The organism is Pseudomonas arsenicoxydans (genome assembly GCF_900103875.1).
Taxonomy (GTDB): domain Bacteria; phylum Pseudomonadota; class Gammaproteobacteria; order Pseudomonadales; family Pseudomonadaceae; genus Aquipseudomonas; species Aquipseudomonas arsenicoxydans.
This window is the reverse complement of the sequence record NZ_LT629705.1, coordinates 6206706-6232674: the sequence shown is the minus strand read 5'-3', so window position 1 is coordinate 6232674 and position 25969 is coordinate 6206706. Positions and strand designations below refer to the sequence as shown.

Annotated in this window: 29 protein-coding genes; 20 read left to right on the top strand and 9 right to left on the bottom strand. The window is 58.9% G+C overall.

The annotated features are described in order from the left end of the window. Positions 1-129: 129 nt before the first annotated feature. From BLQ41_RS29185 to recX, 14 genes are all read left to right on the top strand, one after another. Positions 130-1884 carry a phage tail tape measure protein gene (locus BLQ41_RS29185; RefSeq protein WP_090187748.1) on the top strand — a complete coding sequence of 585 codons (1755 nt, stop codon included), beginning with the start codon at positions 130-132 and terminating at the stop codon, positions 1882-1884. Next, on the top strand, positions 1871-3106 hold the full coding sequence (locus BLQ41_RS29180; protein ID WP_090187745.1) for a DNA circularization protein: 1236 nt from the start codon (positions 1871-1873) through the stop codon (positions 3104-3106). Before BLQ41_RS29185 ends, BLQ41_RS29180 begins: the two co-directional genes overlap by 14 nt. Before the next feature lie 2 nt (positions 3107-3108). Further along, the gene (locus BLQ41_RS29175) at positions 3109-4152 is read left to right on the top strand and encodes a phage baseplate assembly protein (protein WP_090187743.1); all 1044 of its coding nucleotides are present in this window, start codon (positions 3109-3111) and stop codon (positions 4150-4152) included. A 142-nt stretch (positions 4153-4294) separates the two neighbouring features. Next, on the top strand, positions 4295-4804 hold the full coding sequence (locus tag BLQ41_RS29170) for a phage baseplate assembly protein V (RefSeq protein ID WP_090187741.1): 510 nt from the start codon (positions 4295-4297) through the stop codon (positions 4802-4804). Continuing rightward, a complete protein-coding gene (locus BLQ41_RS29165) occupies positions 4804-5202 on the top strand; it encodes a phage GP46 family protein (RefSeq protein WP_090187738.1) in 399 nt (132 codons plus the stop codon). The genes BLQ41_RS29170 and BLQ41_RS29165 overlap by 1 nt, the downstream gene beginning before the upstream one ends. Then, positions 5192-6232 carry a baseplate J/gp47 family protein gene (locus BLQ41_RS29160; protein ID WP_090187736.1) on the top strand — a complete coding sequence of 347 codons (1041 nt, stop codon included), beginning with the start codon at positions 5192-5194 and terminating at the stop codon, positions 6230-6232. The genes BLQ41_RS29165 and BLQ41_RS29160 overlap by 11 nt, the downstream gene beginning before the upstream one ends. Beyond that, entirely contained in the window at positions 6223-6822 is a 600-nt protein-coding gene (locus BLQ41_RS29155; RefSeq protein WP_090187733.1) for a YmfQ family protein, read from the top strand. The genes BLQ41_RS29160 and BLQ41_RS29155 overlap by 10 nt, the downstream gene beginning before the upstream one ends. A gap of 11 nt (positions 6823-6833) precedes the next feature. After that, on the top strand, positions 6834-8186 hold the full coding sequence (locus tag BLQ41_RS29150) for a phage tail protein (protein ID WP_090187731.1): 1353 nt from the start codon (positions 6834-6836) through the stop codon (positions 8184-8186). Positions 8187-8194: 8 nt separating this feature from the next. Further along, entirely contained in the window at positions 8195-8722 is a 528-nt protein-coding gene (locus tag BLQ41_RS29145) for a tail fiber assembly protein (protein WP_090187728.1), read from the top strand. 56 nt (positions 8723-8778) lie between these two features. After that, the gene (locus BLQ41_RS29140; RefSeq protein ID WP_090187726.1) at positions 8779-9402 is read left to right on the top strand and encodes a glycoside hydrolase family 19 protein; all 624 of its coding nucleotides are present in this window, start codon (positions 8779-8781) and stop codon (positions 9400-9402) included. Further along, complete coding sequence (locus BLQ41_RS29135; protein ID WP_090187723.1) at positions 9384-9920, top strand: lysis system i-spanin subunit Rz; 537 nt, start codon at positions 9384-9386, stop codon at positions 9918-9920. Before BLQ41_RS29140 ends, BLQ41_RS29135 begins: the two co-directional genes overlap by 19 nt. A gap of 80 nt (positions 9921-10000) precedes the next feature. Beyond that, positions 10001-10501 (top strand): CinA family protein, encoded by a 501-nt coding sequence (locus BLQ41_RS29130; protein WP_090187720.1) that lies wholly within the window; start codon positions 10001-10003, stop codon positions 10499-10501. 83 nt (positions 10502-10584) lie between these two features. Continuing rightward, positions 10585-11637, top strand: a complete 1053-nt coding sequence (gene recA / locus BLQ41_RS29125) for a recombinase RecA (RefSeq protein WP_007907270.1) — start codon at positions 10585-10587, stop codon at positions 11635-11637. 8 nt (positions 11638-11645) lie between these two features. Next, on the top strand, positions 11646-12113 hold the full coding sequence (recX, locus tag BLQ41_RS29120; RefSeq protein ID WP_090187716.1) for a recombination regulator RecX: 468 nt from the start codon (positions 11646-11648) through the stop codon (positions 12111-12113). Positions 12114-12154: 41 nt separating this feature from the next. Here the strand turns inward: recX and BLQ41_RS29115 are convergent, their stop codons facing one another. Further along, positions 12155-13273 carry an LOG family protein gene (locus BLQ41_RS29115; protein ID WP_090187713.1) on the bottom strand — a complete coding sequence of 373 codons (1119 nt, stop codon included), beginning with the start codon at positions 13271-13273 and terminating at the stop codon, positions 12155-12157. A 364-nt stretch (positions 13274-13637) separates the two neighbouring features. On the opposite strand from BLQ41_RS29115, the gene BLQ41_RS29110 reads away from it, so the two are divergent. Further along, positions 13638-13832 (top strand): hypothetical protein, encoded by a 195-nt coding sequence (locus BLQ41_RS29110; protein WP_090187710.1) that lies wholly within the window; start codon positions 13638-13640, stop codon positions 13830-13832. On the opposite strand, the gene BLQ41_RS29105 is transcribed toward BLQ41_RS29110, so the two are convergent. Continuing rightward, entirely contained in the window at positions 13833-14258 is a 426-nt protein-coding gene (locus tag BLQ41_RS29105; RefSeq protein WP_090187706.1) for a PA3611 family quorum-sensing-regulated virulence factor, read from the bottom strand. Positions 14259-14447: 189 nt separating this feature from the next. Here BLQ41_RS29105 and BLQ41_RS29100 point away from each other — a divergent pair, with 189 nt between their 5' ends. From BLQ41_RS29100 to BLQ41_RS29090, 3 genes are all read left to right on the top strand, one after another. Next, on the top strand, positions 14448-15206 hold the full coding sequence (locus BLQ41_RS29100; protein ID WP_090187704.1) for a tRNA-uridine aminocarboxypropyltransferase: 759 nt from the start codon (positions 14448-14450) through the stop codon (positions 15204-15206). Between the two features lie 209 nt (positions 15207-15415). Further along, the gene (gene erdR, locus BLQ41_RS29095; protein ID WP_090187701.1) at positions 15416-16066 is read left to right on the top strand and encodes a response regulator transcription factor ErdR; all 651 of its coding nucleotides are present in this window, start codon (positions 15416-15418) and stop codon (positions 16064-16066) included. 75 nt (positions 16067-16141) lie between these two features. Then, positions 16142-16504, top strand: coding sequence for a diacylglycerol kinase (locus tag BLQ41_RS29090; protein ID WP_008153979.1), 363 nt, complete (start codon positions 16142-16144; stop codon positions 16502-16504). On the opposite strand, the gene BLQ41_RS29085 is transcribed toward BLQ41_RS29090, so the two are convergent. Beyond that, positions 16501-17427 carry a LysR family transcriptional regulator gene (locus BLQ41_RS29085; protein WP_090187698.1) on the bottom strand — a complete coding sequence of 309 codons (927 nt, stop codon included), beginning with the start codon at positions 17425-17427 and terminating at the stop codon, positions 16501-16503. The genes BLQ41_RS29090 and BLQ41_RS29085 overlap by 4 nt on opposite strands. 121 nt (positions 17428-17548) lie before the next feature. Here BLQ41_RS29085 and fpr point away from each other — a divergent pair, with 121 nt between their 5' ends. Further along, positions 17549-18328, top strand: coding sequence for a ferredoxin-NADP reductase (gene fpr / locus BLQ41_RS29080; protein ID WP_003443014.1), 780 nt, complete (start codon positions 17549-17551; stop codon positions 18326-18328). A 159-nt stretch (positions 18329-18487) separates the two neighbouring features. Here fpr and tsaA read toward each other — a convergent pair whose 3' ends face one another. From tsaA to rimO, 6 genes are all read right to left on the bottom strand, one after another. Continuing rightward, positions 18488-19198, bottom strand: a complete 711-nt coding sequence (gene tsaA / locus BLQ41_RS29075; RefSeq protein ID WP_090187694.1) for a tRNA (N6-threonylcarbamoyladenosine(37)-N6)-methyltransferase TrmO — start codon at positions 19196-19198, stop codon at positions 18488-18490. A gap of 177 nt (positions 19199-19375) precedes the next feature. Further along, on the bottom strand, positions 19376-20146 hold the full coding sequence (locus BLQ41_RS29070) for an SDR family oxidoreductase (protein ID WP_090187690.1): 771 nt from the start codon (positions 20144-20146) through the stop codon (positions 19376-19378). 158 nt (positions 20147-20304) lie between these two features. Beyond that, complete coding sequence (locus BLQ41_RS29065) at positions 20305-20772, bottom strand: YehS family protein (protein WP_090187687.1); 468 nt, start codon at positions 20770-20772, stop codon at positions 20305-20307. Between the two features lie 75 nt (positions 20773-20847). Next, a complete protein-coding gene (locus BLQ41_RS29060; protein WP_090187685.1) occupies positions 20848-21558 on the bottom strand; it encodes an rRNA pseudouridine synthase in 711 nt (236 codons plus the stop codon). Positions 21559-21678: 120 nt separating this feature from the next. Beyond that, a complete protein-coding gene (locus BLQ41_RS29055; RefSeq protein WP_090187682.1) occupies positions 21679-22152 on the bottom strand; it encodes a GNAT family N-acetyltransferase in 474 nt (157 codons plus the stop codon). Between the two features lie 112 nt (positions 22153-22264). Further along, positions 22265-23602 carry a 30S ribosomal protein S12 methylthiotransferase RimO gene (gene rimO / locus BLQ41_RS29050; protein WP_059181533.1) on the bottom strand — a complete coding sequence of 446 codons (1338 nt, stop codon included), beginning with the start codon at positions 23600-23602 and terminating at the stop codon, positions 22265-22267. Positions 23603-23891: 289 nt separating this feature from the next. Here rimO and BLQ41_RS29045 point away from each other — a divergent pair, with 289 nt between their 5' ends. Then, positions 23892-25793, top strand: a complete 1902-nt coding sequence (locus BLQ41_RS29045; RefSeq protein ID WP_090187679.1) for a potassium transporter Kup — start codon at positions 23892-23894, stop codon at positions 25791-25793. Positions 25794-25969: the final 176 nt, after the last annotated feature.

Genomic DNA, 25969 nt, shown 5'->3' with positions numbered 1-25969 from the left:
TTCAGTCGCCTATGACCTGGCCTGGTTCTGGAAGGTTGACCCCGAACAGATGATGGCCAGGCCACTGGATGTGCTCCGCGAATCACTGGAGCACGCGCAACGGATCAATGCGATGCAGCAGGTGCAGTGATGGCGAATACACAGATAAACATGAACCAGCCGAATATCCAGGCCACGGTGAACATGATTGTGGTGATGCAGGGCGTCAAGAAGCTGGACGCCGAGCTGAAGGGCATTCGTGGCAAGGTCGCAGCGTTTAAAAAGATCATGGAGGACAGCGGTCTCAAGCCGCTGGATCTCTCTGGATTCATTTCCGGCGGCGGTTTGCTGAAGCCGTTTCAAGACAGCATCAAAAAAGCGATCGCGTCTCAGGATGAGTTGGCGAAAAAGGCCAGCAATCTCAAAGGGCTCAAAGCCCCGAAAGTCATCCTGGGGGAAACGTCCGCCAAGCTCGCCAAATTCAACAAGGCGCTGGATGACATTTCGTTGAAAATCGGCCAGGCACTGCTGCCGGCCCTTAATAGCATCGTCACTGCGCTCGCGCCGGTGATGACCACTATCGGCCAGTTTGTGGCGGACAACCCTTATCTGGTGGAAGGATTGGCCGCCGCCGCGGTGGCATTCACCGTTGTCACGGTGGCAGCGATGGGCCTGGCCACGGTGATGGGCATACTGACCTCGCCGATTGGCGTGATTGCCGCTGCTGTCGCGGCGGTCGTCGCGGTCCTCGTTATCGGCGCCCGATTGATAATGGACAACTGGCAGCCGATTTCAGGATTTTTCACCGGGCTCTGGCAACGCATTTCAAATGCGACCGACGCTGCGCTTACCCAGGTCAAGGAACTGTTCGACTGGAAGCCGGGTGAGGTTGTGAAGAAACACTGGAATGAAGCAAGCGACTATATGTCCGGCGCCATAGACAGGGGCGCCGCCTCCACCCGCAAATCACTGGATGAGGTGAAGTCTGCCTTCTTAAAAGCCGGTATCGGCGTCACCACCACGGTTGCCGGATGGGTGGGCACAATCAAACCATACTTTGACTGGTCGCCAAAAGAGCAGGTCGACAAGGCGGTTGGAGCGGTCGTTAGTATTTACAACGATGTCTGTAACAACGTGATCAACACAGTTGCCGGATGGCAGGACACACTCAAATCGTACTTCGACTGGTCGCCCAAGGCGCTAATTGAAGAAACCTGGCAACCGGTGGCGGGTGTTTTTGCCGCGCTATGGGATGTCATTTGGGCAATGAGCGCGCCGGTGGCGGACCTGCTCAAAGGCTTGTTCGATTGGTCGGCGCACGAACGGGTCCGCGTTTGCTGGGAAGGAGTGGAAGGTTACTTTGCTGGTTTGTGGGAGTCCTTGACTGGCCCGCTACAGGCAGTAAAAGACCTGTTCCAGTCTCTATTCGGTTGGTCGCCCAAGGACCAATTCACAACAAACTGGGAACCGCTACTGGGGTGGTTCAGCGATTTGTCGGCGAAACTCCAGGCTGTGATAGGGCCAATCAGAACGTTGCTGGATGGCAACCTTTCCGGTTTTGTCGCGACAATCACCGGTAACGTCGACAGTGTCACCGAGCAGAATGGCAAGCCCGGTACTGACGGCGAAAATGGCCTGGCGCCTTCGTTCTTCCGCAAGAGCACGCTGGCCCCGCAGGCGACTTCAGTGTTGCCCGGCAATCTCCCACAAAACTCCAGTGCCCTGATCCAGCAAACCGCCACCAACAACCGCACACAACTCGAAGGCGGCCTGACCGTGCGCTTCGAAAATGCGCCGGCCGGCATGCGCACCGATCAACCACAAACCAATCAACCGGCGCTGATGCTCAATTCGCGCATCGGCTACCGCTCACTTTCCCTTGGAGGTTCCAATGAGCTGGCGTGATCGTTTGATGCCGGCGTCCTTTCGGGGTGTCGGATTCTGGGTTGACCAGGCGAAATCCCCGGTCGGTCAAAAAGGCCAGCTGCATGAGTATCCGCAGCGAGACCTGCCGTATTTCGAAGGCCTTGGCCAACAGTCGAAGGTCTACGATCTGACGGCGTTCATCGTCGGCCCCGATTGCCTGGAGCAGCGCGACAAGTTGCTCAAGGCGCTGGAACAGGGCAATGGCGAGCTGGTCCATCCGTGGCTTGGGCGACTTCAAGTCAAGGTCGGCGAATGCGACATGACCCACACCCGCCAGGACGGCGGGCTGGTGACGTTTACCCTGAAGTTCTACCCGGATGTGCCGGTGCCGTTTCCGGTCGCGGCGGTCAGTACACAGAAACTGTTGCTGGCGTCGGCCGACACTTTTCTGGGCTCGGCGGTGGCGCGCTTCGAAGATGCGATGAGCCTGATCCAGGCGGCGCGGATCGGCATTGCCGACCTGCGCAACAGCATCAAGGACATCTACGGAGTGATTCAGCAGCAACTGCAGCCGCTGATCGACCAGTACCGGCAGATCAGTGACCTGGTCAAAGCGGTGAAGGAACTGCCCAAGGAAGTCGCCGCAGAGTTCAAGGGGTTGCTCAGTGATATCAAAGAGCTCAAGGACTTCGCCCGTGAGGGATACCGTGGCGTGATTGCCAACGTCTCCCAGCAGGTCGAAGCGATCCGCAAGGCAGATGCGCCGAAGCTGACCACCGGAAAAGACACTATGGCCGCCGCTCAGGCGCTGACCAATCTGGTGCAGGATGCCCTGGTGGTACAGGTCGCCAAATGGGTGGCCTTGTTGCCGATTGCGACGTTGCCAGTGAAAGTTTCTCCGCCACCGCTGGATCTGCAGGTAGAGCAGCCGGTCACCCGTCCGGAGGTGCCTGTGATTGATGATGTGCAAAGGGCGCTCAAAGAAATTGAAGAGGCAATCAAACTGGTCGAGGACAAGGCCAATCCTGCGCACTATCAGGCAGCGGCCGATCTGCGCCAAAAGTTGAAGGCGCACCTCAAGGCTGTTGCATCGTCGGGTATCAGGTTGGTGAGCAAGTCGTTCCAGGACAGCCTGCCGGCACTGGTAGCGATTTATAAACAGGTGGCTGATGCTACCCGGGCTCTGGAAGTAACTCAGAGCAACAGTGTTGTCCATCCTGGCTTTCTCCCGCTGCGTGAACTGAAAATCTCCGGGGAATAGCCATGAGCGATCAGGATAACCGCGTCACCCTGACTGTCGACAATCTGGAATATGGCGGTTGGAAAAGCGTAGAAATCACGGCGGACCTGGAACGTCAGTTCCGCACCTTCAAACTTGACATCACTTGGCAATGGCCGGGGCAAACCGAGGTGCGCCGGATTCAACCCGGTGCGCCGTGCGAAGTGCGCATCGGCAATGATCTGGTGCTCACCGGGTATGTGTTCAAAGCACCGATCAGCTATGACGGGCAGCGCATCAGCCTGAGCATCGAAGGCAGTTCGAAAACCCAGGACCTGGTGGATTGCGCCGCGACCAACAAACCCAACCAGTGGCACCAGCAGTCGATACTGCGGATCGTTGAGGACCTTGCCTCATCCTATGGCGGCTATGTCGTCAGCGAGATTGCGGAGACAGCCCGCCTCGGTAGCCACACCATCGTCCCGGGGGAAACGGTCTTCCAGTCCATCGACCGGTTGCTGACGTTGTTCCGGGTGTTTTCCACCGATGATGCGCAAGGTCGGATCGTGCTGGCCCGGCCGGGCAGCGGTGGGCGGGCCAGTGAAGCACTGGAGTTGGGCAAGAATATTCTTTCGGCCAGTGCGCCGATGGACTACAGCCAGGTGTTCTCCGAATACCGGGTGATCGGGCAGCAGAAGGGCAGCGACCAGAAAAACGGGGTAGCGGTCAGTGAGGTCGAGGCGGTTTCTACTGACCTGGGCTTCAAGCGACGGCGGAACACTGTGATCAATGAAGGCATGCAGATTACGCCCGAACTGGCCCTGCAAAGGGCCAACTGGGAAAGCGCAACCCGCATGGGTAAAGCCCTGGCCACGAGCTATCAAGTGCAAGGCTGGCGCCAAGCGAACGGCGATTTGTGGCGACATAACACACTGGTACGGGTCAAGGATCCGGTGCTGGAAGTGGATGGCGACATGCTGATTTCCAGGGTCACTTACTCGCTTTCGCAGCAGGGCTCGATCACAACCCTGCAAGTCGCGCCACCTCACACGTTCGACGCCAACCCCACGCCGCCGAAGAAAACCTGAGGGTTCACGCTAAACCTGTGGGAGCGGGCTTGCCCGCGAAGGCGGCAGTTGATTCGACAGTTATCTAACAGATCCACCGCCATCGCAGGCAAGCCTGCTCCCACAGGTGTTCTGTGTTTGCCCCGACTCCTGAGGAAACCCAATGAGCCTACTGACACGCCTCCTGGCGCGCGGCACTGTCGTGCTCGCCAACTCGGCCACCAAGCTTCAATCGCTGCAAATGCGCCTCACCGCCGGCGAAGTTAACGATGACATGGAACACTTCGAACCCTACGGTTTCACCAGCAATCCGCTGGCCGGCGCTGAAGGCATCGCCACGTTTCTGGGCGGTGACCGTTCTCACGCCGTGGTGCTGGTGGTCGCCGACCGCCGTTATCGCCTCAAGGCCCTGGCCCAGGGCGAAGTGGCGATTTACACCGACGAAGGCGACAAGATCCATTTCAGGCGCGGGCGGATCATCGACATTGAAACTTCGACCTTGAACATCCGCGCCAGCACCGCTGTGAATATCGACACGCCAGTCATCAATCAGACCGGCAAGATCGTCTCTACCGGCGATCAGGTTGCGGGCAGCATCAGCCAGATCAAACACGTGCACGTCGGTGTGCAGGCGGGCAACGGTCAGACCGGCGTACCGGCAGGAGGGCAGTGATGTTTATCAGCCAAAACCTTCACGCCGCACTGACCCGCTCCGTGCTGATCAGCCTGTTCACTTGGCGCCGCGCCGCCGATGACGATGCTCTCGACGACGAGGAGCGTTTCGGCTGGTGGGGCGACTCTTTTCCTACTATTGCAGACGATCGTATCGGCTCGCGGCTGTGGCTGCTGCGCCGGGTCAAGTTGACCCGTCAGACCCAGATGGACGCCGAGTTCTATGCCCGAGAAGCCCTGCAGTGGCTGCTCGATGACGGCCACTGCAGGGCCATCGACATCATCAGCGAACGCCTTGACGCCCAGCGCCTGAACCTGCGCACGGTCCTGACCCTGGCCGACGGCGAGCGCCTGGACATCAACCCTGATAACAGTTGGCAGGTGATCTATGCCGTTTGAAACTCCTTCGCTGCCGGTGCTGATCAAACGCGCCCAAAGCGACCTGGCCAGCGATTCGCTGCGCCAGTCCGATGCGCAAGTGCTGGCCCGCACCCTCGGCGGCGCCGCCTATGGCCTGTATGGCTATCTGAACTGGATCGCTGAGCAGATCCTTCCGGACAAGGCCGATGAATCGACCCTTGAGCGGATCGCCGCACTGCGTCTTAACCAACCGCGTAAAGCCGCGCAAGCGGCGACCGGCAGTGTCAGTTTTATCGCTAGTGCCGGTGCTGTGCTTGATGTGGATACCTTGCTGCAATCAAGCGATGGTCGCACCTATAAAGTCACTGCTTCACGCACCACCAGCAGTGGTCTCAACAGCACCACCATCGCCGCCCTCGATGCCGGCAGCCTTGGAAATGCCGATGCCGGCATGACCCTGATTCCGGTGCAGCCGATTCTGGGCATTATCGGCAACAGCTTCACAGTGCTGGCGCCGGGGTTGACCGGCGGAATCGCTCTGGAAAGTCTGGAGTCCCTGCGATCCCGGGTGATTCGTTCTTACCGGATCATTCCTCACGGCGGTTCGGCGCAAGACTACGAAACCTGGGCACTCGAATGTCCGGGGGTGACCCGTGCCTGGTGTCGCGGCAATTATCTGGGGGCAGGGACTGTCGCATTGTTCGTGATGCGTGACGACGATCCGCAACCGATCCCGGACGCAGCTCAACTGGCAGAAGTTCAAGCCTACATAGAACCACTGCGCCAGGTTACCGCCGAGTTGCACGTACTGCCTCCGGTGCCGTTGCCGGTGACCTACAGCCTGAGCCTGACTCCGGACACCACCGCTGTACGCGCGGCTGTCGAGGCGCAGTTGCGTGATTTACACAACCGCGAGGCGGGGCTGGGGGAAACCTTGTTGGTAAGCCACATTCGCGAAGCAATCAGCAGCACCGCCGGGGAAAGTGACCACAAACTCATGTCGCCAACCGCTGATGTCGAGGCTGCAGCTAACCAGTTGCTGACTTTCGGAGGTTGCGTATGGCAGTGATAAGAACTGCCGAGCAATACCAGGCCCAACTGCGCAACCTGCTGCCCAGCGGTCCTGCGTGGGATCCCGAGCGGGTCCCGGAACTCGAAGATGTCCTTGAAGGCGTCGCCCAGGAACTGGCCCGCCTCGACGCTCGTGCCGCTGACCTGCTCAATGAAATGGACCCGGCTGGCGTCAGCGAGCTGGTGCCCGACTGGGAACGGGTGATGAACCTGCCGGATCCGTGCCTGGGCGCCACCCCTCTGTTCGAAGATCGCCGTCTCGCCGTACGCCGGCGCCTGCTCGCGGTCGGCAGCCAGACCATCAGCTATTTCATCGAGATTGCCCGCACTCAAGGCTACCCGAACGCCACCATCACCGAACTCAGGGCGCCGCGTATGGGGCGCTCGCGTTTTGGTGCGGCGCATTTCGGTACCTCGCAGGCGCAGTTCATGTGGACCCTCAACACCGGCGGCCGCCTGCTGCTTGGGCGGCGTTTCGGCGCCAGCTACTGGGGCGAGCGCTTTGGCATGAACCCGGGCAATGCCTTGGAATGTTTGATACACCGCAGTGCACCAGCGCATACGCTGGTTTACATCAATTATGACTAGAGGATAGAAAAGTGGATTATCCAAAGAGTGTGCCCGGCGTCGGGCTAGGGAATGGACGGTTTGTGGATGAGAACCTGGTCACCGGAACGCCGGGATCTTTGATTCCGTCGACATGGGGCAACGCAGTCACGAGCGAGATGTTGAATGTGATTGCAGCGGCGGGAATGGCCCCCAGTGAGGTTGACCTGACGCAGTTGCTGAAAGCCATCGGTACCCTTGGCCAATCTGCTGCAAGCAGCTTTGCCATCGACACCGGCACGGCCAATAACTACGTCTGCAACTTCACGCCGGCGATCACCGCCCGCGTCGAAGGCCAACCCCTGCGCTTCAAGGTCAAGACGGCGAACACCGGCGCCTGCACGATCAACGACGGCCTAGGGGCCGTCGCTATGGTTGGGGGTGCCCATTCCGCCCTTCGAGGTGGCGAGCTGGTCGCCAACGGTGACGCATGGGTGCAGTGGAACACCTCTATCGGCGGCGGCTCTTACATTCTGCTGTTCTGCACTGGCGCGGCTGAGCAAATCGCTCCAGCAACGCAAAGCCAGCACGCGGCCCAACTGGGCCAGATAACCGGTAGTGTCACCAGCATCAGTGCGGATACCACGCTGACCGCCGCGCAGAAGGGGTTGGTCATTATTGACGCGACGGCGTCTAACCGGACGATCACGCTACCTGCCGTCAACACTGCACTTGGCGTGACTGACTTCATTGTTCGTCGCTTGGATAACACTACCAATACCCTTGTTGTCACTGCGTCAGGGACCGACAAAATCAAATTTCACACCCACCTGAATGCGGCTGGATATTCATTCCTGGTCCTGATGGGGGCGTGCGATTACTGGCATTTGCGCAGTGATGGCGCGGGCAGCTGGTGGCCGGTAAGTCGTTATGACGGTACCCCGCTGGGTCGGTCGGTGCTTGAAACCACGTCCTCGTTGAGTCCCGGTGGTTACGGCGCCATGAACGGCTCGCTGTTCACGCGGGCCGCTTTCCCCTGGTTGTGGGACCACGCGCAACAGTCAGGAATGCTGACCACGGAAGCCGCTCGCGCCGGCATGGAGGGTGGATGGACTTCTGGCGACGGTGCCACCACGTTCCGTTGTCCAGATGTCCGTGGTCGATTCCAGCGCTCCGCTGATGAGACTGCCGCAATTGACGCGAATCGTGCGGCGGGTAGCTCGCAGGCCAGCCAACTAGGATCTCACAACCACTCCCTGCCGGGTGGAGGTACGTTTGGCACGACAATGATGGGTGGTGGTACTAACAATTACGCGCAGTGGGTTGCCGGGGCCTCGGGGTACTCCGGAGGTTCTGAGACTCGTCCGATAAACATTGCCTACCCGGCCCGAATTAAATTGATCTGAGGTGTTATATGTCCATTTACGTGTTTGATGCACTGGGTGTCTTGGTTGGCCCGGTTTCTCTTCCCGAAGTTCCCGGCCTGGGCTTTCAGTTGCCGAGCAATGCCGTCGAGCTGGCCGACTTGTTGCCGACGCCTGATCCGGGCAATGTTTGGGTACTCGTCAACTCTACGCCGGTTCAACTCGCCGATCATCGCGGGCCGGTGTACAGCGTGACCACCGGGGCAGCGCAGGAGTGGTCCGAGCTTGGCGAGCTCCCAAGCGAATATACGTTGCTCCCTTGTCCCGGTGCTTACTACGTCTGGAGCGGTTCTGAGTGGCTGCTTGATGCCGCTGCGGTCGCTCAGGCTCAGTGCAATGCGCTAATGTCGGCGGCCAATCAAGTCACTGCCGGCATGGTTAACGCCTACATTGCCGGGTTGCTCGATGCAGCGGATACGGCGACCTTCAAGGCCTACGCGGCCTACCAGTTAGCGCTGAAAAAGATTGATCAGCAACCAGGTTACCCAACCAATATTGTGTGGCCGACCTCTCCATAGCCGAGAGCGCAATTCCGATGCCCGCCAAGCCGGATTATTTTTTCCCGGAGAAAAGTATGCCCATCACCCAGCAGCAGTTGCTGCAGATCCTCCCGAACGCCGGCCCAGTTGCCGGCGTTTTTGTTCCTGTCCTGAATACAGCCATGGTCCGGTTTCAGATCATCACGGCTAAGCGAATCGCGGCCTTCATCGCGCAGATAGGACATGAGTCCGGGCAACTCACCCGCGTCGTCGAGAACTTGAACTACGACGCGCCGAGTCTGATGGCGACGTGGCCAAGCCGGTTCCCGGCTGATCTGGCTGCTGCGCGCGCACGTCAGCCGGAGAAGATCGCGAACATTGCCTATGCCTCGCGCATGGGTAATGGCAATGCCGCGAGCAGTGATGGGTGGACATATCGCGGTCGCGGCCTGATCCAGATCACCGGCCGAGCAAACTATCAGGAGTGCGGTGATGACCTCGGTATTGACCTTATCGGCAATCCAGATCTCCTGATACAACCGCAGTACGCCGCGCTGTCTGCGGCGTGGTTCTGGGAACTGAATGGTTTGAATGAACTGGCCGACCGCGACCAGTTCAACACCATCACTCGTCGCATCAACGGTGGGCTTAACGGCCTGCAAGATCGTCTGTTGTTGTGGGCGCGGGCGAGGACGGTGCTATGCCAGTCTTCAGTCTGATGCCGGTTTCCTGCCGGGCAATTGCGCTTGTTGTATTTCTGGCTGTGTTGGCCGGAAGTTCGGCGGCACTGGCCTGGCACTTCCAGGATTGGCGGTATGGCCGGCAATTGGCGGAACAGGCCCGCGTGCACGCCGAGGCGTTGAATCGGCTGGCGCTGGCGGCGGCAACGCAGCAACAGGCCGAGCAGGACAAGCGTCAGGCGCTTGAACAGCGTCTTTCAACCAGTGAACAAACCCATTTTCGAGCGCTTAGCGATGCCCAACGTGATCAAGGTCGCTTGCGCGATCGTCTTGCCACTACTGATGTGCGCTTGTCAGTCCTCCTCGATGCCGATGACGCCACCTCGGGTTGTTCAATGCCAGCCACCTCCAGCGCCGGCGGCGTGGATCATGGAGTTGCGCGAGCCCGACTTGACCCGGCGCATGCTCAACGAATTATCGCCATTACCGATGCCGGCGACAGCGGACTGATAGCCTTGCAGGCGTGTCAGGCTTATATCAGAGCCGTCACTCGCTAACATTTTGATCAATCCTGCGCCTTGCAAGCGCGATCTGCTCGTGTACGGTAGTTCTCATTCCGCTCGATCAGGAGAAGCCCGTGAAAGAAATCACCCAGCTGGCCGCTGAGCTTGGCAGGCGCATGCAGGTTCTCAATGCCCATGTCACCACCGCCGAGTCCTGCACAGGCGGTGGGATCGCCGAGGCGATCACCCGTATTCCGGGGAGCTCGGCGTGGTTCGAGGCCGGTTATGTGACGTACTCCAATCGCCAGAAAACCCAGCAGTTGAATGTACCGGCCGAGTTGTTCACGACGGTCGGTGCGGTCAGTCGCGAGGTGGTCGAGGCGATGGTTCGCGGTGCACAGGACAAAAGCCAGGCGCGTTTTGCCGTGGCGGTCAGCGGCGTGGCAGGGCCGGATGGCGGTTCTCCGAGTAAACCGGTGGGCACGGTGTGGCTGGCCTGGGGCGTTGGCGAGCGGGTCTTCAGCGAGGAGCAACACTTTGCCGGTAACCGCGATGAGGTCCGCCGACAAACGGTTAAGGCCGCGCTAGAGGGGCTGCTGCGCCATGCCGCTGGAGAAATCTCAAATCAGGGGTAGGCGATCCTGAAACGCTGTGGAATAATACTGGCTACTTATACAGGTGTTGGCCGTCAGGCCTTATTGATTACGTGAGGACTTTAATGGACGACAACAAGAAGAAAGCCTTGGCTGCGGCCCTGGGTCAGATCGAACGTCAATTCGGCAAGGGTGCCGTAATGCGTATGGGCGATCAGGACCGTCAGGCGATCCCGGCTATCTCCACTGGCTCTCTGGGTCTGGACATCGCGCTCGGCATTGGCGGTCTGCCAAAAGGTCGTATCGTTGAAATCTACGGTCCTGAATCCTCCGGTAAAACCACGCTGACGCTGTCGGTGATCGCCCAGGCTCAAAAAGCCGGCGCGACCTGCGCATTCGTCGACGCCGAACACGCACTCGACCCTGAATACGCCGGCAAACTGGGCGTCAACGTCGACGACCTGCTGGTCTCCCAGCCGGACACCGGCGAGCAAGCCCTGGAAATCACCGACATGCTGGTGCGTTCCAACGCGGTTGACGTGATCATCGTCGACTCCGTGGCCGCACTGGTTCCGAAGGCTGAAATCGAAGGCGAAATGGGCGACATGCACGTGGGCCTGCAAGCCCGCCTGATGTCCCAGGCGCTGCGTAAAATCACCGGTAACATCAAGAACGCCAACTGCCTGGTGATCTTCATCAACCAGATCCGTATGAAGATCGGCGTGATGTTCGGCAGCCCGGAAACCACCACTGGTGGTAACGCGCTGAAGTTCTACGCCTCGGTACGTCTGGATATCCGTCGTACTGGCGCGGTGAAAGAAGGTGATGAAGTCGTCGGTAGCGAAACCCGCGTCAAAGTCGTGAAGAACAAGGTGGCTTCGCCGTTCCGTCAGGCCGAGTTCCAGATTCTCTACGGCAAGGGTATCTACCTCAATGGCGAGATGATCGACCTGGGTGTGCTGCACGGTTTCGTTGAGAAGTCCGGCGCCTGGTATGCCTATGAAGGAACCAAGATCGGTCAGGGCAAGGCCAACTCGGCCAAGTTCCTGGCAGACAATCCGGAAATCGCCGCCAAGCTCGAGAAGCAACTGCGTGACAAGTTGCTGACCCCAGCGCCAGACGTCAAAGCATCGCCTGTCAAAGAGACTGCTGATGACCTGGCTGACGCTGATATCTGATTGATCCGATGACCGCCGTACTCGATACACTCGTCGCGGTGCGGCGAACCGCAATGGACCTGCTCGCGCGACGCGAGCACGGTCGAGTCGAGCTGACGCGTAAGTTGCGTCAGCGCGGCGCTCTCCCTGAAATGATCGACACCGCACTCGATCGTTTGACGGAAGAGGGTCTGCTGTCCGAATCCCGTTACCTCGAGAGTTTCGTTTCCTACCGCGCCCGTTCTGGCTACGGCCCTTTGCGTATTCGCGAAGAACTCAGCCAGCGCGGCCTGCAACGTGCAGATATTGAACTCGCTTTGCGCGAAAGCGGTATCAACTGGCAGGAGCAACTGGAAGATACCTGGCGGCGCAAATTTGCCGGGCATCTACCGATAGACGCCCGGGAACGTGCCAAACAAGGGCGTTTCCTCAGTTATCGGGGATACTCCATGGAAATGATCAGCCGCTTGTTCAGTGGTCGAGGAATGGATGATTAATAAAACGGCCCGCTATTTCGATAGCGGGCCGTTTTTTTGCCTCACGTCACCTTGGACGGTTCGCGCGTGCGCTGTTGCGGCTGGGGTTTTGAATGGGCCCAGTTTTCCGGCAGGTTGATGTAATCCACCAGTGCCCGCAGGCGGCCATGATCCCGGGCATTGAAGTTGAAGGCCAGTCTCGCCAGATGACTGAACTGCGCTTCGTCATGCTCCTCGCCGTTATAAGCGTGCTGATGGAAATGATCGCTCAGGCACAGGTCGGCGAAGGCTTCCTGCATGTGTTCGAGCGCTCGGTCGCTGAGCTTGTGGTTCATGCGAATCACGAACTGATGCTTGAGCCAGCGGCTGGAGTGGAAGTTGCTGTAGAACTGGTTGATATGCTCCACCGCTTCGTCAGCGCTGTAGACCAGGCTCACCAGCTTCATGTCGGTAGGCAGGATGTAGCGATTTTCCTCCAGTTGATGGTGAATGAAGTCCAGCGCGCCTTGCCAGAACGTACCACCGGGCGTGTCCAGCAGCACCACGGGCACCAGTGGGCTTTTACCGGTCTGAATCAGCGTCAACACTTCGAGCGCTTCATCCAGGGTGCCAAAACCACCGGGGCACAGGACCAGCGCATCGGCCTCTTTGACGAAGAATAACTTTCGGGTAAAGAAAAAGTGGAACGGCAGCAGGTTGGCGGTGCCCTGGACAGTGGGGTTGGCGTGCTGCTCGAAGGGCAGGGTGATATTGAATCCCAGACTGTGTTCCAGGCCCGCACCTTCGTGGGCGGCGGCCATGATGCCGCCCCCTGCACCAGTAATGACCATCAGGTCCGAGCGCGCGAGTGCCGCGCCGAGTTCCCGGGCCAAGCCATACAGTGGATGTTCGATCGGTGTACGGGCCGAGCCAAAAACGGTGACCTTGCGTCGTCCCCGAAACTGCTCGAGCACCCGGAAAGCGTGTTCCAGTTCGCGCAGGGTTTGCAGGGTGATCTTGGCATTCCAGCGGTTGTGGTCTTCCTGGGCCATGCGCAGCACGGTCAGGATCATGTCGCGGTAAATCGGGGTGTTGGGGCTGTTGGGTGAAACCAGGTTGAGTTGTTCTTCGACCTTGCTGATGAGGTCGTGGCCGATTTCTTCGAAATGACGGCTCAGGAGGTCATTCGGTTGGTAAGGCATTCAACTTCTCCTTCCGTACAGGCTTTGTTGTTCCCTTGGAGAAAGAAACATTCGCACAATTTAGACGTAGGTCGGGCAGCCCCTTTTCTGCCACAAAAGATGATCGTGAACACTCTGAATCTAGACCCTTGAAGAGATTCTCGCTGGCTTGATGATTGCGCCGTAAAGTCTTTCCTGGCAACCGCTTATTGAGGATTTGCAAGGTGATTTCACCGTTCGTCTGAACGCAAGCCAAGCGTCTGGCGCTCTGATTTACTAAATTACAGGCGTGACACGACAGCTTTGCGTCAAAGGCGCGACGCATAGGTTGATGCAGTTCAGGGATTTTTCGCTCGAAGGGCGAGGTGCAGGGAGGCGGGAAGCAATGGCCAGAGTCATTCTGGAGATCGATACGCAACTGTATCGATTGTTGAAGGCATCCGCCGAGACCAATCATTTGAGTCTCGAGGAAGAGTGCTGTCGGCGTCTGGAGGGGGCCGATCGGCGCTCACGTTATCTGCAAGCGCTGTTGGCAGAACTGCGCGCCGAGGATGAACAGCGGCGCGCCAATTCCCGATGATTACTTCTTCTTGGCCGGAGTCGCTTTCGGGCAGTCCGATTCCTGATAGCTGGCGGAGCCGACGGAGCGGTTAGTCTTCACCTCAGTGAAGTCGTAACGCATTATTGCGCCCTTGGCCATCAGTTTGCGGTACGACGGGTTGTTGCACACTGAGGCGCCAAGCTGGAAATACACAGCTTTGGGATCGGCACGCATCTTTTCCGCATGGCTGCTTTGCACGCTCAAGTGATTGATCAGCGTCTTGCCTTCAACGGTGTAGCCCTGATCAAGAATGTCTTCGTTGATCGCCCGTGGAGTGCCAACACTGCTTTGTACGGCGACATTTTGCAGCTCTCTGTTGAGGTTCTGCTCACTCAAGGATGCAGCCTGAGCGCTAAAGGACGACGCCAGCAAAATGGCAGCGGTAGGAACGATAAGGCGCAGCATGAAACTCTCCTGGTTCAGTGACTGGTGGTTCGACCCGTCACATGACTGTGCGTTCAGTGGCGGCGAATTATAGGGGAGGAGCTCTGGGCGGTACAGGCTTGCACCGGCTGCTCTGATAAACTGCCGCGACTTTTTGCCCTTGCGAGTGTTTTTCGTGTCGATTTTCCATCCCCAGCGGTGCCGCCTGCGATGAACCCTGTCACCCCGCGCTTTGCCGCAAATGCCGTCGCCCGCTTGCGCGATCAGCGAGAAGAGGAGGGCATCAAGCCGATCCAGGCCCGTGGCTGGAGGGCGCCGCGATGCCGTGATTGCCGCGTGATTGAAAGTCATTGTTTGTGTGCCTGGCGCCCGTTGGTCGAGGCCCGCTCGGGCGTGTGCCTGATCATGACCAACAAAGAAGTGTTCAAGCCAAGCAACACCGGTTGGCTGATTGCCGATGTGGTGCGCGATAACCATGCGTTCATCTGGTCGCGTACCGAAGTCGATCAGCAACTGTTGGCGCTGTTGTCCGATCCGCAATGGCAGCCGTATCTGGTCTTTCCGGGCGAATACGTTGAGCCCGAGCGCGTCACCAACAGCGTCGAGACCGATAGCGGCAAGCGTCCGCTGTTCATTCTGCTGGACGCGACCTGGACCGAAGCCCGGAAGATCTTTCGCAAGAGCCCATATTTTGATCGCTTGCCGATCTTGAGCCTGCTGCCCGAGAAGCTGTCACGTTATCGACTGCGCCGTTCGACCCGCAGCGAACATTTGTGCACTGCTGAAGTGGCTGCGCTGTGTCTCGATCTGGCCGGTGATACCGAGGCCGCGTCAGCGCTGGACGCTTATTTCGACGTGTTCAGTCAGCATTATCTGGACGCGAAAAACCAGCTGGACATGAACCTCGCCACACCGGCCCACGCCGAGCTGATGCCATTTGTTCATAACGACGTCCCCGTCATGTCCTGATTGTCGCCCATACTGCAAAGAACTGTACCGGTTATGTATCTTGACCACCCCGGTTTCGCTGGGCATGCTTGGCGCCGATTGGGGCGCGGCCATTGTTTGATACGCCGTATTTTTACGTGACTAGCCATGTGATTGGCGTTGAACGTGCCCTGTTGGTGCATCTGCGTGGCTGCACCTAGAGTTGTTTGAAAAACAGGATCATTTGAAAAATGGCCACATACGAAATCCTGATTGCCGATGATCACCCTCTTTTTCGTAGCGCGCTGCATCAAGCGTTGACCCTGGGCCTTGGCCCGGATGCCCGTCTGGTGGAAGTGGCAAGCATTGCCGAGCTGGAAACCCGTCTGGACGAAAAGGCCGATTGGGATCTTGTGCTGCTGGACCTCAACATGCCGGGGGCTTATGGTTTTTCCGGGCTGGTGCTGTTGCGCGGCCAGTACCCGCAGATTCCGGTGGTCATGGTTTCGGCCCAGGAAGAGGCCTCGATCATGGTGAAGTCCCGCGAATTTGGCGCCAGTGGCTTCATTCCCAAGTCCAGTGACCTGAGTGTCATCCAGAAAGCCGTTCGCGCGGTACTCGACGGTGATGTGTTCTGGCCGCCTCAAGCCTTCGAAGCGGTCAGTGTTTCCGCTGAAGCCAAGGCTGCCAGTGAAGGCCTTGCCAGCCTGACGCCCCAGCAGTTCCGGGTGTTGACCATGGTCTGTGAGGGCTTGCTGAACAAGCAGATTGCTTACGAGCTGAGCGTTTCCGAAGCGACGATCAAGGCGCATGTCACGGCGATTTTTCGTAAGCTGAATGTGCGTACTCGCACCCAGGCTGCATTGCTTCTGCAACAACTTGAGTCAATTTCGAGCCACTGAGTATTGGCTTATTCACGCTTTTTTGACTTTGGTTGATCTAGCTTTCCCACTCTTTTTTGGTCAGTTGCCCACTCTATGTCACCTTTCAAAGGCCAAACCGGCCTAAAACGTATCCTTAACGCCTCCGGTTACTCACTGGACGGCCTGCGCGCAGCCTTTACCGGCGAAGCGGCTTTTCGGCAACTGGTGCTGCTGAATGTCATCCTGATCCCGCTTTCGTTCTTTCTGAACGTCAGCCGTGTCGAGCAGGCGTTGCTGATCGCGGTCTGCCTGTTGGCGTTGATTGTCGAATTGCTCAATTCGGCCGTGGAAGCGGCCATCGACCGCATTTCCCTTGAGTTGCACCCGCTGTCCAAGAACGCCAAGGACATGGGCAGTGCCGCTCAGCTCGTGGCGCTGAGCATGATCGCGCTGGTGTGGGCAGTGATTCTGCTTTAAGCGATGGTGGGCAGGACGATCTCGTCGCTGCGCTGCACCCCGGCGGTGAAAGCGCGGCACAGGTCGAGAAACTCGCGCATCGCCGAAGTCTGATATTTCTGTTTGTGCCAGATGAAATAGAACTGTCGCGCCAGGTCCAGATCTGGCGTTTCCACCGGCACCAGACTGCCGCGGCGGAAGGCATCGCGCAGTGCCAATCTCGAAATACAGCCAATCCCCAATCCTGACTCTACCGCGCGTTTGATCGCTTCGGTGTGTTCCAGCTCGAGTCGGATATTGAGCGCGCTGCGATGGTGACGCATCGCCTGATCGAAGGTCAGCCGTGTGCCAGAGCCTTGCTCGCGCAGGATCCACGCCTCGTGGGTCAGCTCCTCCATGCTCGCCTTCCCGCGCTTGGCCAGTGGATGCTGAGGCGCACAAAACACCACCAGTTCATCCTCGACCCAACTTTGCACTTCGATGTCCGGGTGGCTGCAGTCGCCTTCGATTAGACCCAGATCAATTTCGTAGTGGGCGACTTGTTGCACGATATTGGCTGTGTTCTGTACATGCAGCTTCACCTGGCTTTCGGGATGGAGCTGCATGAAGCTGCCGATCAGCAACGTCGCCAGGTAATTGCCGATGGTCAGGGTCGCGCCGACTGCCAGGGAGCCGAAACCGGACTTGCCGTTGAGCAGGTCTTCGATTTCCTTGGCCTGATCGAGCAGCGCCACAGCTTGCGGCAATAGCTGTTTGCCCAAGGCGTTAAGGCTCAGCCGTTTGCCGGCGCGGTCGAACAGCTGGCAGCTGGACTGGCGCTCTAGCTCGGTGATCGAGGTGCTCGCCGCCGATTGCGAGAGGTTGAGCAAGCCCGCGGCACGGGATACGCTTTCCTGCTGGGCGACGGCGACGAATACTTGAAGTTGACGGAGAGTAAATCGCATATCTATATAACCGATAACCCTTATCTTAATAATCCATTTAACAGATATTGTCGCTGCCATTAGAATGCGATGCAATTGCGCACATCATCGGCGCAGGCAAATCTCCAGGAGTCCCACGTACATGAGCAACATGAACCACGAGCGTGTCCTCAGTGTTCACCACTGGAACGACACTCTGTTCAGCTTCAAGTGCACCCGCGATCCGGGCCTGCGCTTCGAGAACGGTCAGTTCGTGATGATCGGCCTGCAGCAGCCCAACGGCCGGCCACTCATGCGCGCGTACTCGATTGCCAGCCCGAACTGGGAAGAGCATCTCGAGTTCTTCAGCATCAAGGTGCCTGATGGCCCGCTGACCTCCCAGTTGCAGCATCTGAAGGAAGGCGACGAGATCATCATCAGCAAGAAGCCTACCGGCACGCTGGTGCTGGATGACTTGAAGCCTGGCAAACATTTGTACCTGCTCAGCACCGGTACCGGTCTGGCGCCGTTCATGAGCGTCATCCAGGACCCGGAAACCTACGAGCGTTTCGAAAAAGTGATCCTGTGCCACGGCGTACGGTACGTCAATGAAGTCGCTTACCGCGAGTTCATCACCGAGCACCTGCCGCAGAACGAGTTCTTCGGCGAAGCGCTGCGTGACAAGTTGATCTACTACCCGACCGTGACCCGCGAGCCGTTCGAGAACGAAGGTCGCCTGACCGACCTTATGCGCAGCGGCAAGCTGTTCAGCGACATCGGTCTGCCACCGATCAACCCGCAGGACGACCGCGCCATGCTGTGCGGCAGCCCGAGCATGCTCGACGAGACCAGCGAAGTACTGAACAGCTTCGGTTTGAAGGTTTCGCCGCGGATGCGCGAGCCGGGTGACTACCTGATCGAGCGTGCGTTCGTCGAGAAGTAAGCACACCTGAAAACCCCCATTGCCCTTGCAGGCAATGGGGGTTTTTTATGCCCGTCACAAACCTTGCGGGAGCTATGTAGGAGCTGTCGAGTGAAACGAGGCTGCGATCTTTTGATCTTGTCTTTTTGAAAAACAAGATCAAAAGATCGCAGCCTCGTTTCACTCGACAGCTCCTACGGAGGCGGGGATGACTTCAAGGACGCGGATTACGCCAGCCTCGGGATAATGCCAGCGCACATCCAGATCCCAGAATTGCGCCCCGTATTCGCGCTCTGGCGCAGGAATCTGGTACGCCGGCCGTGGGTCTTGTGCCAGGCATTGCTCGATCAGTGCCACCAATGGCTCTTCAAGACGCTGAGCATGGCTATGAGCCTGTTGCAGCGCTGAGTCCGTCCAAAGCACGGGAATCAACGATGGCGCAGCGCTGGCGATGCTATTGGAGGCCGTGTCGATGATGTCCGCGTAAGGTACATACGGTTTGATGTCGAGAATCGGCGTGCCGTCGAGCAGGTCTATTCCCGAGATCCACAACCGATTGGCTTCGACCTTGTCCAGCTTCACCACGGATTGACCGATGCCATTGGGCCGATGCGTCGCGCGGGTGGCAAATACGCCCATGGATTTGTTGCCGCCCAGACGAGGCGGGCGGACTTTCAGGCGTGGTTTTTCTTCAAGGGCTTGATGAAACAGGAACAACAGCCAGACATGGCTGACCTGCTCCAGACCTTGCACCGCGTCACCTTGATCGAACGGTGCCACCAACTCCAGCACGCCGCGAGCGGCCGGGGCCAGTTGCGGTTGGCGCGGTATGGCGAATTTCTCCTTGAAGCAGGAGCGCACGAAGCCGATGGGGGAAACGCTGTAGGTCATGGTCTGGGGTCGAAGCGGGTAAGAGGCGGGCATGATAACCCACCCTAAGATCGTTCCCACGCTCTGTGTGGGAATGCTTCAATGGACGCTCTGCGTCCGCTTTTGGGACGCGGAGCGTCCCGGGCTGCATTCCCACGCAGAGCATGGGAACGATCAGTGTGGGAACGATCATGCGGATCAGAGGCTAAAGCCACCGTCCAGCGGAATGATATTCCCGGTCATATACGCGCCCGCCGTGCTCGCCAGGCTGATCGCCAGCGCCGCCATCTCTTCTTCCCGGCCCCAGCGCTTCATCGGAATCAGTGCCGTATCGTTCGCCAGTGCCTGCTCATCATTGCCGATGTGCTGGGTCATCTTGCTCGGGAAACGGCCCGGCGCAATGACGTTGACGTTGATGTGCTGGCTCACCAGTTCCCGGGCCAGGATTCGCGACAGTTGATGCAGGGCAGCTTTACTCGGGCCATAGGCATACGCCTCTTCACCAAAGGAAGAAATCCCGGCCACCGAACCGATATTGATGATCCGTGCCGGATTCGCTGGTGAACCGGCCTTTCGCAGCAACGGCAAAAACTGCTGGATGCAGTTGAACACTGACGTCACGTTGAGCTGCATGACTTTCTCCCAGCCCTTGACCGGGTAACTCTCAAGCGGCGCGCCCCATGTGGTGCCAGCATTGTTCACCAGAATGTCCAGTTGACCGATCTGTTCACTCAGGTGCGCCGCCAATTGCTGGACGCCTTCCTCATGAGCCAGATTGGCAGCCACCGCATGACAAACCCCAAAGGCGCTCAATTCATCGGCGGTTTGCCGGCAGGCGTCGGCATCACGGGCACATACATAAACGCTGGCGCCAGCCTCGACGTAGGCCTTGGCGATCATCTTGCCGATACCGCGGGTGCCGCCGGTCACCAGAGCGGTGCGGCCTTGCAGGGAAAAGTACGGGTGCATGGCGAATCCTGAGAGCTGAGGGTCATTACACCCTAGTCGTCAGCCGCTGGAAGCGGAGCCACTATTTTTGCGAGGAATGGGGGGCCATTCGGCCCAGCTGCACGTTTCAAGCTGCAAGCTGCAAGCAGACACGATCCGCTTGCAGCTTGCAGCTGCCTTTACGCTCTCACTCGAAGAGTGAGCCCCTTGAGGAAGTTGCGCAGCAACTGGTCGCCGCACGCCCGGTAATTGCTGTGGCCGACCTTGCGGAACAGCGCACTCAGCTCGGGCTTGGACACCGGAAACTCGGACGCCTTGAGGATGGCGTGCATATCGTCTTCTTTGAGTTCGAAGGCCACGCGCAGTTTTTTCAGGATGATGTTGTTGGTCACCGGCACTTCAATCGGCTGCGGTGGACGGCTCTCGTCCTTGCCGCGCTTGAAGATCACCAGGCCGTCGAGGAAATGCGCCATGACTTCGTCCGGGCAACGCACGAAGCCTTCTTCGTCTTCCTCTTTCTTGTCCAGGTAGGTCAGCAGGTCTGCCAGGGTGACGTCCATGCCGCCGAGCTTGATGATCTCGATGACTTTCTTGTCGCTGATGTCGAGCATGTAGCGCACGCTGCGCAGTACGTCGTTATGGATCATGGTGTGCAGTCCTGATATTCAGCAGTGGGCGCCGCATAAACAGCGGCGCCGAAATGTATGGCGGCGTGAAAAGTCTTAGAACTTTTCTTTGCCGGACAGGTAGCGCCATTGCCCCAGCGGCACTTTACCGATGGACACTCCGCCAATGCGGATGCGGCGGATGGCGACGACCTTCAGGCCGACGGCTTGGCAAAACAGGGCGATCACGCCCGGTTGTGGGTTCTTCATCGCAAAGCGCAGGCGATTTTCGTTCTGCCAGCTGGCCTTGACCGGCGGCAGTTCCTTGCCCTTGTAAGTCAGGCCATGGTTCAGGCGGTTGAGGCCGTGAGCCACCATGTCGCCTTCAACCTCGACCACATACTCTTGCTCGATCTTGGCGGAATCGGCAGTCAGTTTGCGCAAGATCTTCCAGTCCTGGGTGAACACCAGCAGACCGCTGGCGTTGGCTTGCAGGTCGGTGCTGGCGGTCAGCCGCAGGAAGTGGCCCTTGAGCGGACGTTTGCTGAAGCGGTGTTCTTCGCTCAGGGTCTCGGCGCTGATGGTTGCCATCGCCGTTTCCGCGTCCATCCCGGCCGGTACGTTGAACAGAATGGTCACCGGCTCCGGCGCGGTGGCCTTGGCCTCCGGGTCGAGCTCGACTTTCTGAGTGTCGACCTTGAACTGAGGCTCGTCGATGACTTCGCCGTCCACGGTGACCCAGCCGCCCTCGATGAACAGCTCAGCCTCCCGACGGGAACAGCCGACGAGTTCGATGAGGCGTTTGGAGAGACGAATCGGGTCAGTCATGACAGGGCCGTAACAAAAAAGGGGTGGGCATTGTACCTGCGTGGCGCCGGTTAATCCCGGCTCCATTTGCCGCATGTGCTTTTAATGTGGGAGCTGGCTCCCACATTGTTCGATGTTGTGTCAGCCATTGCGCGTCAATGGGTGCGCCTGGCGCAAGCGCATATGCAACAACGGATAGGGCTGGCCCATGCCATCGAATTCCGAACGACCAATCACCTCAAAGCCTTGTTTGAAGTAGAAACCCAGCGCCTGCGGGTTCTGTTCGTTGACGTCCAGCTCATCGGCGTTCAAATTTTCCATGGCATAGCGCAGCAACTGCTTGCCCAAACCCTGGCCGCGATGGGCCGGGTCAATGAAGAGCATTTCGATCTTGCCCGCGGCGACCCCGGCAAACCCGGTGATGCGCTGGCGCGTGTCCTTGGTGCAGATCAGCATCACTGCATCGAGGTAGCGGGTCAGTACCAGGTTCCTCAGCAGTTCGATGTAGCTGTTCGGCAGGAAGTCATGGGTGGCGCGCACCGAGGCTTCCCATACACGGGTGAGTTCTTCGTAGTCGCTCTGTTTCGGCGTGTGGATGACCGAGTGTTGGCGCATGGCCGGCTGCCCCTTTTACCGTTGATTGTGCGAGTCCTTTCTCCACAAAACGATAGACGTAAAAAAGCCCCGCATCTCGTCAAAAGAGCGGGGCTGTGTGTATTTTTTGCGTTTAGATCTGTTCAGCCCACAGGTCGTATTCGTCGGCGTCGGTGACTTTGCACCAGACCTTGTCACCCGGCTTGAGGTTGCTGCCGTTGTCGATGAACACGTTGCCGTCGATTTCCGGGGCATCGAAGAAGCAGCGGCCGACCGCGCCTTGCTCGTCGACTTCATCGACCAGCACTTCGATCTCGCGGCCGATGCGCAGTTGCAGGCGCGCCGAGCTGATGGCTTGCTGGTGCGCCATGAAGCGGTCCCAACGGTCTTGCTTGACGTCGTCCGGCACGATGGCCGCGTCCAGCAGGTTGGCCGGGGCGCCTTCGACCGGCGAGTACTGGAAGCAGCCGACGCGGTCCAGCTGCGCTTCGGTCAGCCAGTCCAGCAGGTACTGGAAGTCTTCTTCGGTTTCGCCGGGGAAGCCGACGATGAAGGTCGAACGGATGATCAGGTCCGGGCAGATCTCGCGCCAGTTCTTGATGCGCGCCAGGGTCTTGTCTTCGAAGGCCGGGCGTTTCATCGCTTTCAGGACTTTCGGGCTGGCGTGCTGGAACGGGATGTCCAGGTACGGCAGGATTTTACCGGCGGCCATCAGCGGGATCAGCTCGTCGACGTGCGGGTACGGGTAAACGTAGTGCAGGCGAACCCAGACGCCGAGGGTGCTCAGGGCTTCGCAGAGTTCGGTCATGCGGGTTTTCACCGGCGCGCCGTTCCAGAAGCCGGTGCGGTATTTCACGTCGACGCCGTAGGCGCTGGTGTCTTGCGAGATCACCAACAGCTCTTTGACGCCAGCCTTGACCAGGCGTTGGGCTTCGTCGAGCACGTCACCGACCGGACGGCTGACCAGTTTGCCGCGCATCGAAGGGATGATGCAGAAACTGCAGCTGTGGTTGCAGCCTTCGGAAATCTTCAGATAGGCGTAGTGGCGCGGGGTCAGTTTGATTCCTTGCGGCGGCACCAGGTCGATCAGCGGGTTGTGATCCTGACGCGGCGGCACGGCGTCATGCACCGCGTTGACCACTTGCTCGTACTGCTGCGGACCGGTTACGGCCAGCACGCTTGGGTGTACCTTGCGAATGTTGCCTTCTTCGACGCCCATGCAGCCGGTCACGATGACCTTGCCGTTTTCCTTGATGGCTTCGCCGATGACTTCCAGAGACTCAGCCTTGGCCGAGTCGATGAAACCGCAGGTGTTGACCACCACGACGTCGGCGTCCTCGTAAGTGGACACGACGTCATAGCCTTCCATGCGCAGCTGGGTAAGGATGCGCTCGGAGTCGACCAGTGCTTTGGGGCAACCCAGGGATACGAAGCCAACTTTTGGATTGGCCGGCGCGGGAGTGGTGGACATGTCTAACCTCGGTATTTGGGACGCCTCCAGCCGAAGACGGCAAGGCGACAGACGGGCGCTATGTTGCGCCTCTGGTCAAAAAGTGCGCAATTCTAGCGATGAGAGGCTCACTTGACCAGCTTTATGCAGGGAAATACGACGAGTGCTGCGCTATGCTTCGCGCCGTTACGCTTTACCGAATTTTTACAGTCAATAAATCGTCTGTAACCTTAAGTAAAACAGCGCATGCTGCACGGCAAAGCATAGTGCTTCTTATAAGAAGTCCGGGTCTGAGTAGTAGGAGTTTTGGATGGGGCAGGCAAGTAGTCAGGCTGCAAGCGCTGAGCATTCGGCGGCAAAGCCGATCGGCATGCTGGTCGCGGCGGTGGGTGTGGTTTACGGCGATATCGGCACAAGCCCGCTGTACACCCTCAAGGAAGTGTTCTCCGGCGGCTATGGCGTACCCGTCAACCATGACGGCGTGCTGGGCATCCTGGCGCTGATTTTCTGGTCGCTGATCTGGGTTGTGTCGTTTAAATACATGATGTTCGTGCTGCGCGCCGACAACCAGGGCGAGGGCGGGATCATGGCCTTGACCGCGCTGGCTCGGCGGGCCGCGTCGGGGTATCCGAAACTGCGCACCTTGCTGGTGGTCTGCGGATTGATCGGCGCGGCGCTGTTCTATGGCGACAGTATGATCACCCCGGCGATTTCCGTGCTCTCGGCCATTGAAGGCCTGGGCCTGGCGTTCGATGGCATCGACCATTGGGTGGTGCCGCTGTCGTTGATCGTGCTTGTCGCGCTGTTTCTGATCCAGAGTCACGGCACCGCGCGCATCGGCATTCTGTTCGGGCCGATCATGGTGACGTGGTTTGTGGTGCTGGGTGCCTTGGGCGTCCACGGCATTCTCCAGCACCCGGAAGTGTTGCACGCGATAAACCCGGTTTGGGGCGTGCGCTTCTTCATCGACCACCCGGGCATGGGCGTAGCAATTCTTGGCGCAGTGGTGCTGGCGCTGACCGGCGCCGAGGCCCTGTACGCCGACATGGGCCACTTCGGCCGCAAGCCGATTGCCCGTGCCTGGTTCATCCTGGTGTTGCCGGCGCTGGTGCTGAATTACTTCGGTCAGGGCGCGCTACTGCTGGGTGATCCAGAAGCCGCTCGCAACCCGTTCTACCTGTTGGCACCGAGCTGGGCGTTGATTCCGCTGGTCGGCTTGTCGACCCTGGCCACGGTGATTGCCTCCCAGGCGGTGATTTCCGGTGCGTTCTCCCTGACCCGTCAGGCGATCCAGCTCGGTTACATTCCGCGCATGCACATCCAGCACACTTCCAGTGCCGAACAGGGCCAGATCTACATTGGCGCGGTTAACTGGGCGCTGATGATCGGCGTGATCCTGCTGGTGCTCGGCTTCGAATCCTCCGGTGCCCTGGCTTCGGCCTACGGCGTGGCGGTGACGGGTACGATGCTGATGACCACCGTGCTGGTGTCGGCCGTGATGTTGCTGCTGTGGAAGTGGCCACCAATCATCGCGGTGCCGCTGTCGATCGGTTTCCTGTTGGTCGACGGCCTGTACTTCGCCGCCAACGTGCCGAAAATCGTTCAGGGCGGGGCTTTCCCGGTGATCGCCGGTATCGCGCTGTTCGTGCTGATGACCACCTGGAAACGTGGCAAGCAACTGCTGGTCGAACGTCTCGACGAAGGCGGATTGCCGCTGCCGATCTTCATCAGCAGTATCGCTGTGCAACCGCCGCACCGCGTCCAGGGCACCGCCGTGTTCCTGACTGCGCGCCCGGACGCCGTACCCCACGCGTTGTTGCACAACCTGCTGCATAACCAGGTGCTGCATGAGCAAGTGGTGCTGCTGACGGTGGTGTACGAAGACATCCCGCGGGTGCCGACATCACGGCGTTTTGAGGTCGATTCCTACGGCGAAGGCTTCTTCCGGGTGATCCTGCACTTCGGTTTCGTCGACGAGCCGGACGTGCCGCAAGCGCTGAAACTCTGCCACCTCGACGACCTGGACTTCAGTCCGATGCGCACCACCTACTTCCTCAGCCGCGAAACGGTCATCGCCTCCAAACTCGAAGGCATGGCCCGCTGGCGCGAGGCGTTGTTCGCGTTCATGCTCAAGAACGCCAACGGCAACCTGCGCTTCTTCAATCTGCCGCTGAACCGGGTGATTGAGCTGGGTACACAGGTCGAGATGTAAGCGACATCAAAAAGCCCCCGTTGCCATGAAGGCAGCGGGGGCGTTTTATTGACTGGCATTTGATCTCAACCCAACGAAGAACCCTGTGGGAGCAGGCTTGCCCGCGATAGCGGCAGGTCTGTCACAACAGTGCTGGATCTGCTGCCGTCATTGCGGGCAAGCCGCTCCCACAAGGG

Coding starts and splice junctions, on each gene's coding strand:
- BLQ41_RS29105 (WP_090187706.1), bottom strand. CDS start 14,258: ATGCTGCGCCTTATCGTTCCTACCGCTGCCATTTTGCTGGCGTCGTCC.
- BLQ41_RS29180 (WP_090187745.1), top strand. CDS start 1,871: ATGAGCTGGCGTGATCGTTTGATGCCGGCGTCCTTTCGGGGTGTCGGA.
- BLQ41_RS29100 (WP_090187704.1), top strand. CDS start 14,448: ATGAACCCTGTCACCCCGCGCTTTGCCGCAAATGCCGTCGCCCGCTTG.
- BLQ41_RS29065 (WP_090187687.1), bottom strand. CDS start 20,772: ATGATCCATAACGACGTACTGCGCAGCGTGCGCTACATGCTCGACATC.
- BLQ41_RS29175 (WP_090187743.1), top strand. CDS start 3,109: ATGAGCGATCAGGATAACCGCGTCACCCTGACTGTCGACAATCTGGAA.
- BLQ41_RS29045 (WP_090187679.1), top strand. CDS start 23,892: ATGGGGCAGGCAAGTAGTCAGGCTGCAAGCGCTGAGCATTCGGCGGCA.
- recX (WP_090187716.1), top strand. CDS start 11,646: ATGACCGCCGTACTCGATACACTCGTCGCGGTGCGGCGAACCGCAATG.
- BLQ41_RS29110 (WP_090187710.1), top strand. CDS start 13,638: ATGGCCAGAGTCATTCTGGAGATCGATACGCAACTGTATCGATTGTTG.
- tsaA (WP_090187694.1), bottom strand. CDS start 19,198: ATGACCTACAGCGTTTCCCCCATCGGCTTCGTGCGCTCCTGCTTCAAG.
- BLQ41_RS29070 (WP_090187690.1), bottom strand. CDS start 20,146: ATGCACCCGTACTTTTCCCTGCAAGGCCGCACCGCTCTGGTGACCGGC.
- BLQ41_RS29145 (WP_090187728.1), top strand. CDS start 8,195: ATGTCCATTTACGTGTTTGATGCACTGGGTGTCTTGGTTGGCCCGGTT.
- recA (WP_007907270.1), top strand. CDS start 10,585: ATGGACGACAACAAGAAGAAAGCCTTGGCTGCGGCCCTGGGTCAGATC.
- BLQ41_RS29160 (WP_090187736.1), top strand. CDS start 5,192: ATGCCGTTTGAAACTCCTTCGCTGCCGGTGCTGATCAAACGCGCCCAA.
- rimO (WP_059181533.1), bottom strand. CDS start 23,602: ATGTCCACCACTCCCGCGCCGGCCAATCCAAAAGTTGGCTTCGTATCC.
- fpr (WP_003443014.1), top strand. CDS start 17,549: ATGAGCAACATGAACCACGAGCGTGTCCTCAGTGTTCACCACTGGAAC.
- BLQ41_RS29165 (WP_090187738.1), top strand. CDS start 4,804: ATGTTTATCAGCCAAAACCTTCACGCCGCACTGACCCGCTCCGTGCTG.
- BLQ41_RS29090 (WP_008153979.1), top strand. CDS start 16,142: ATGTCACCTTTCAAAGGCCAAACCGGCCTAAAACGTATCCTTAACGCC.
- BLQ41_RS29185 (WP_090187748.1), top strand. CDS start 130: ATGGCGAATACACAGATAAACATGAACCAGCCGAATATCCAGGCCACG.
- BLQ41_RS29155 (WP_090187733.1), top strand. CDS start 6,223: ATGGCAGTGATAAGAACTGCCGAGCAATACCAGGCCCAACTGCGCAAC.
- BLQ41_RS29085 (WP_090187698.1), bottom strand. CDS start 17,427: ATGCGATTTACTCTCCGTCAACTTCAAGTATTCGTCGCCGTCGCCCAG.
- BLQ41_RS29135 (WP_090187723.1), top strand. CDS start 9,384: ATGCCAGTCTTCAGTCTGATGCCGGTTTCCTGCCGGGCAATTGCGCTT.
- BLQ41_RS29115 (WP_090187713.1), bottom strand. CDS start 13,273: ATGCCTTACCAACCGAATGACCTCCTGAGCCGTCATTTCGAAGAAATC.
- BLQ41_RS29170 (WP_090187741.1), top strand. CDS start 4,295: ATGAGCCTACTGACACGCCTCCTGGCGCGCGGCACTGTCGTGCTCGCC.
- erdR (WP_090187701.1), top strand. CDS start 15,416: ATGGCCACATACGAAATCCTGATTGCCGATGATCACCCTCTTTTTCGT.
- BLQ41_RS29060 (WP_090187685.1), bottom strand. CDS start 21,558: ATGACTGACCCGATTCGTCTCTCCAAACGCCTCATCGAACTCGTCGGC.
- BLQ41_RS29140 (WP_090187726.1), top strand. CDS start 8,779: ATGCCCATCACCCAGCAGCAGTTGCTGCAGATCCTCCCGAACGCCGGC.
- BLQ41_RS29055 (WP_090187682.1), bottom strand. CDS start 22,152: ATGCGCCAACACTCGGTCATCCACACGCCGAAACAGAGCGACTACGAA.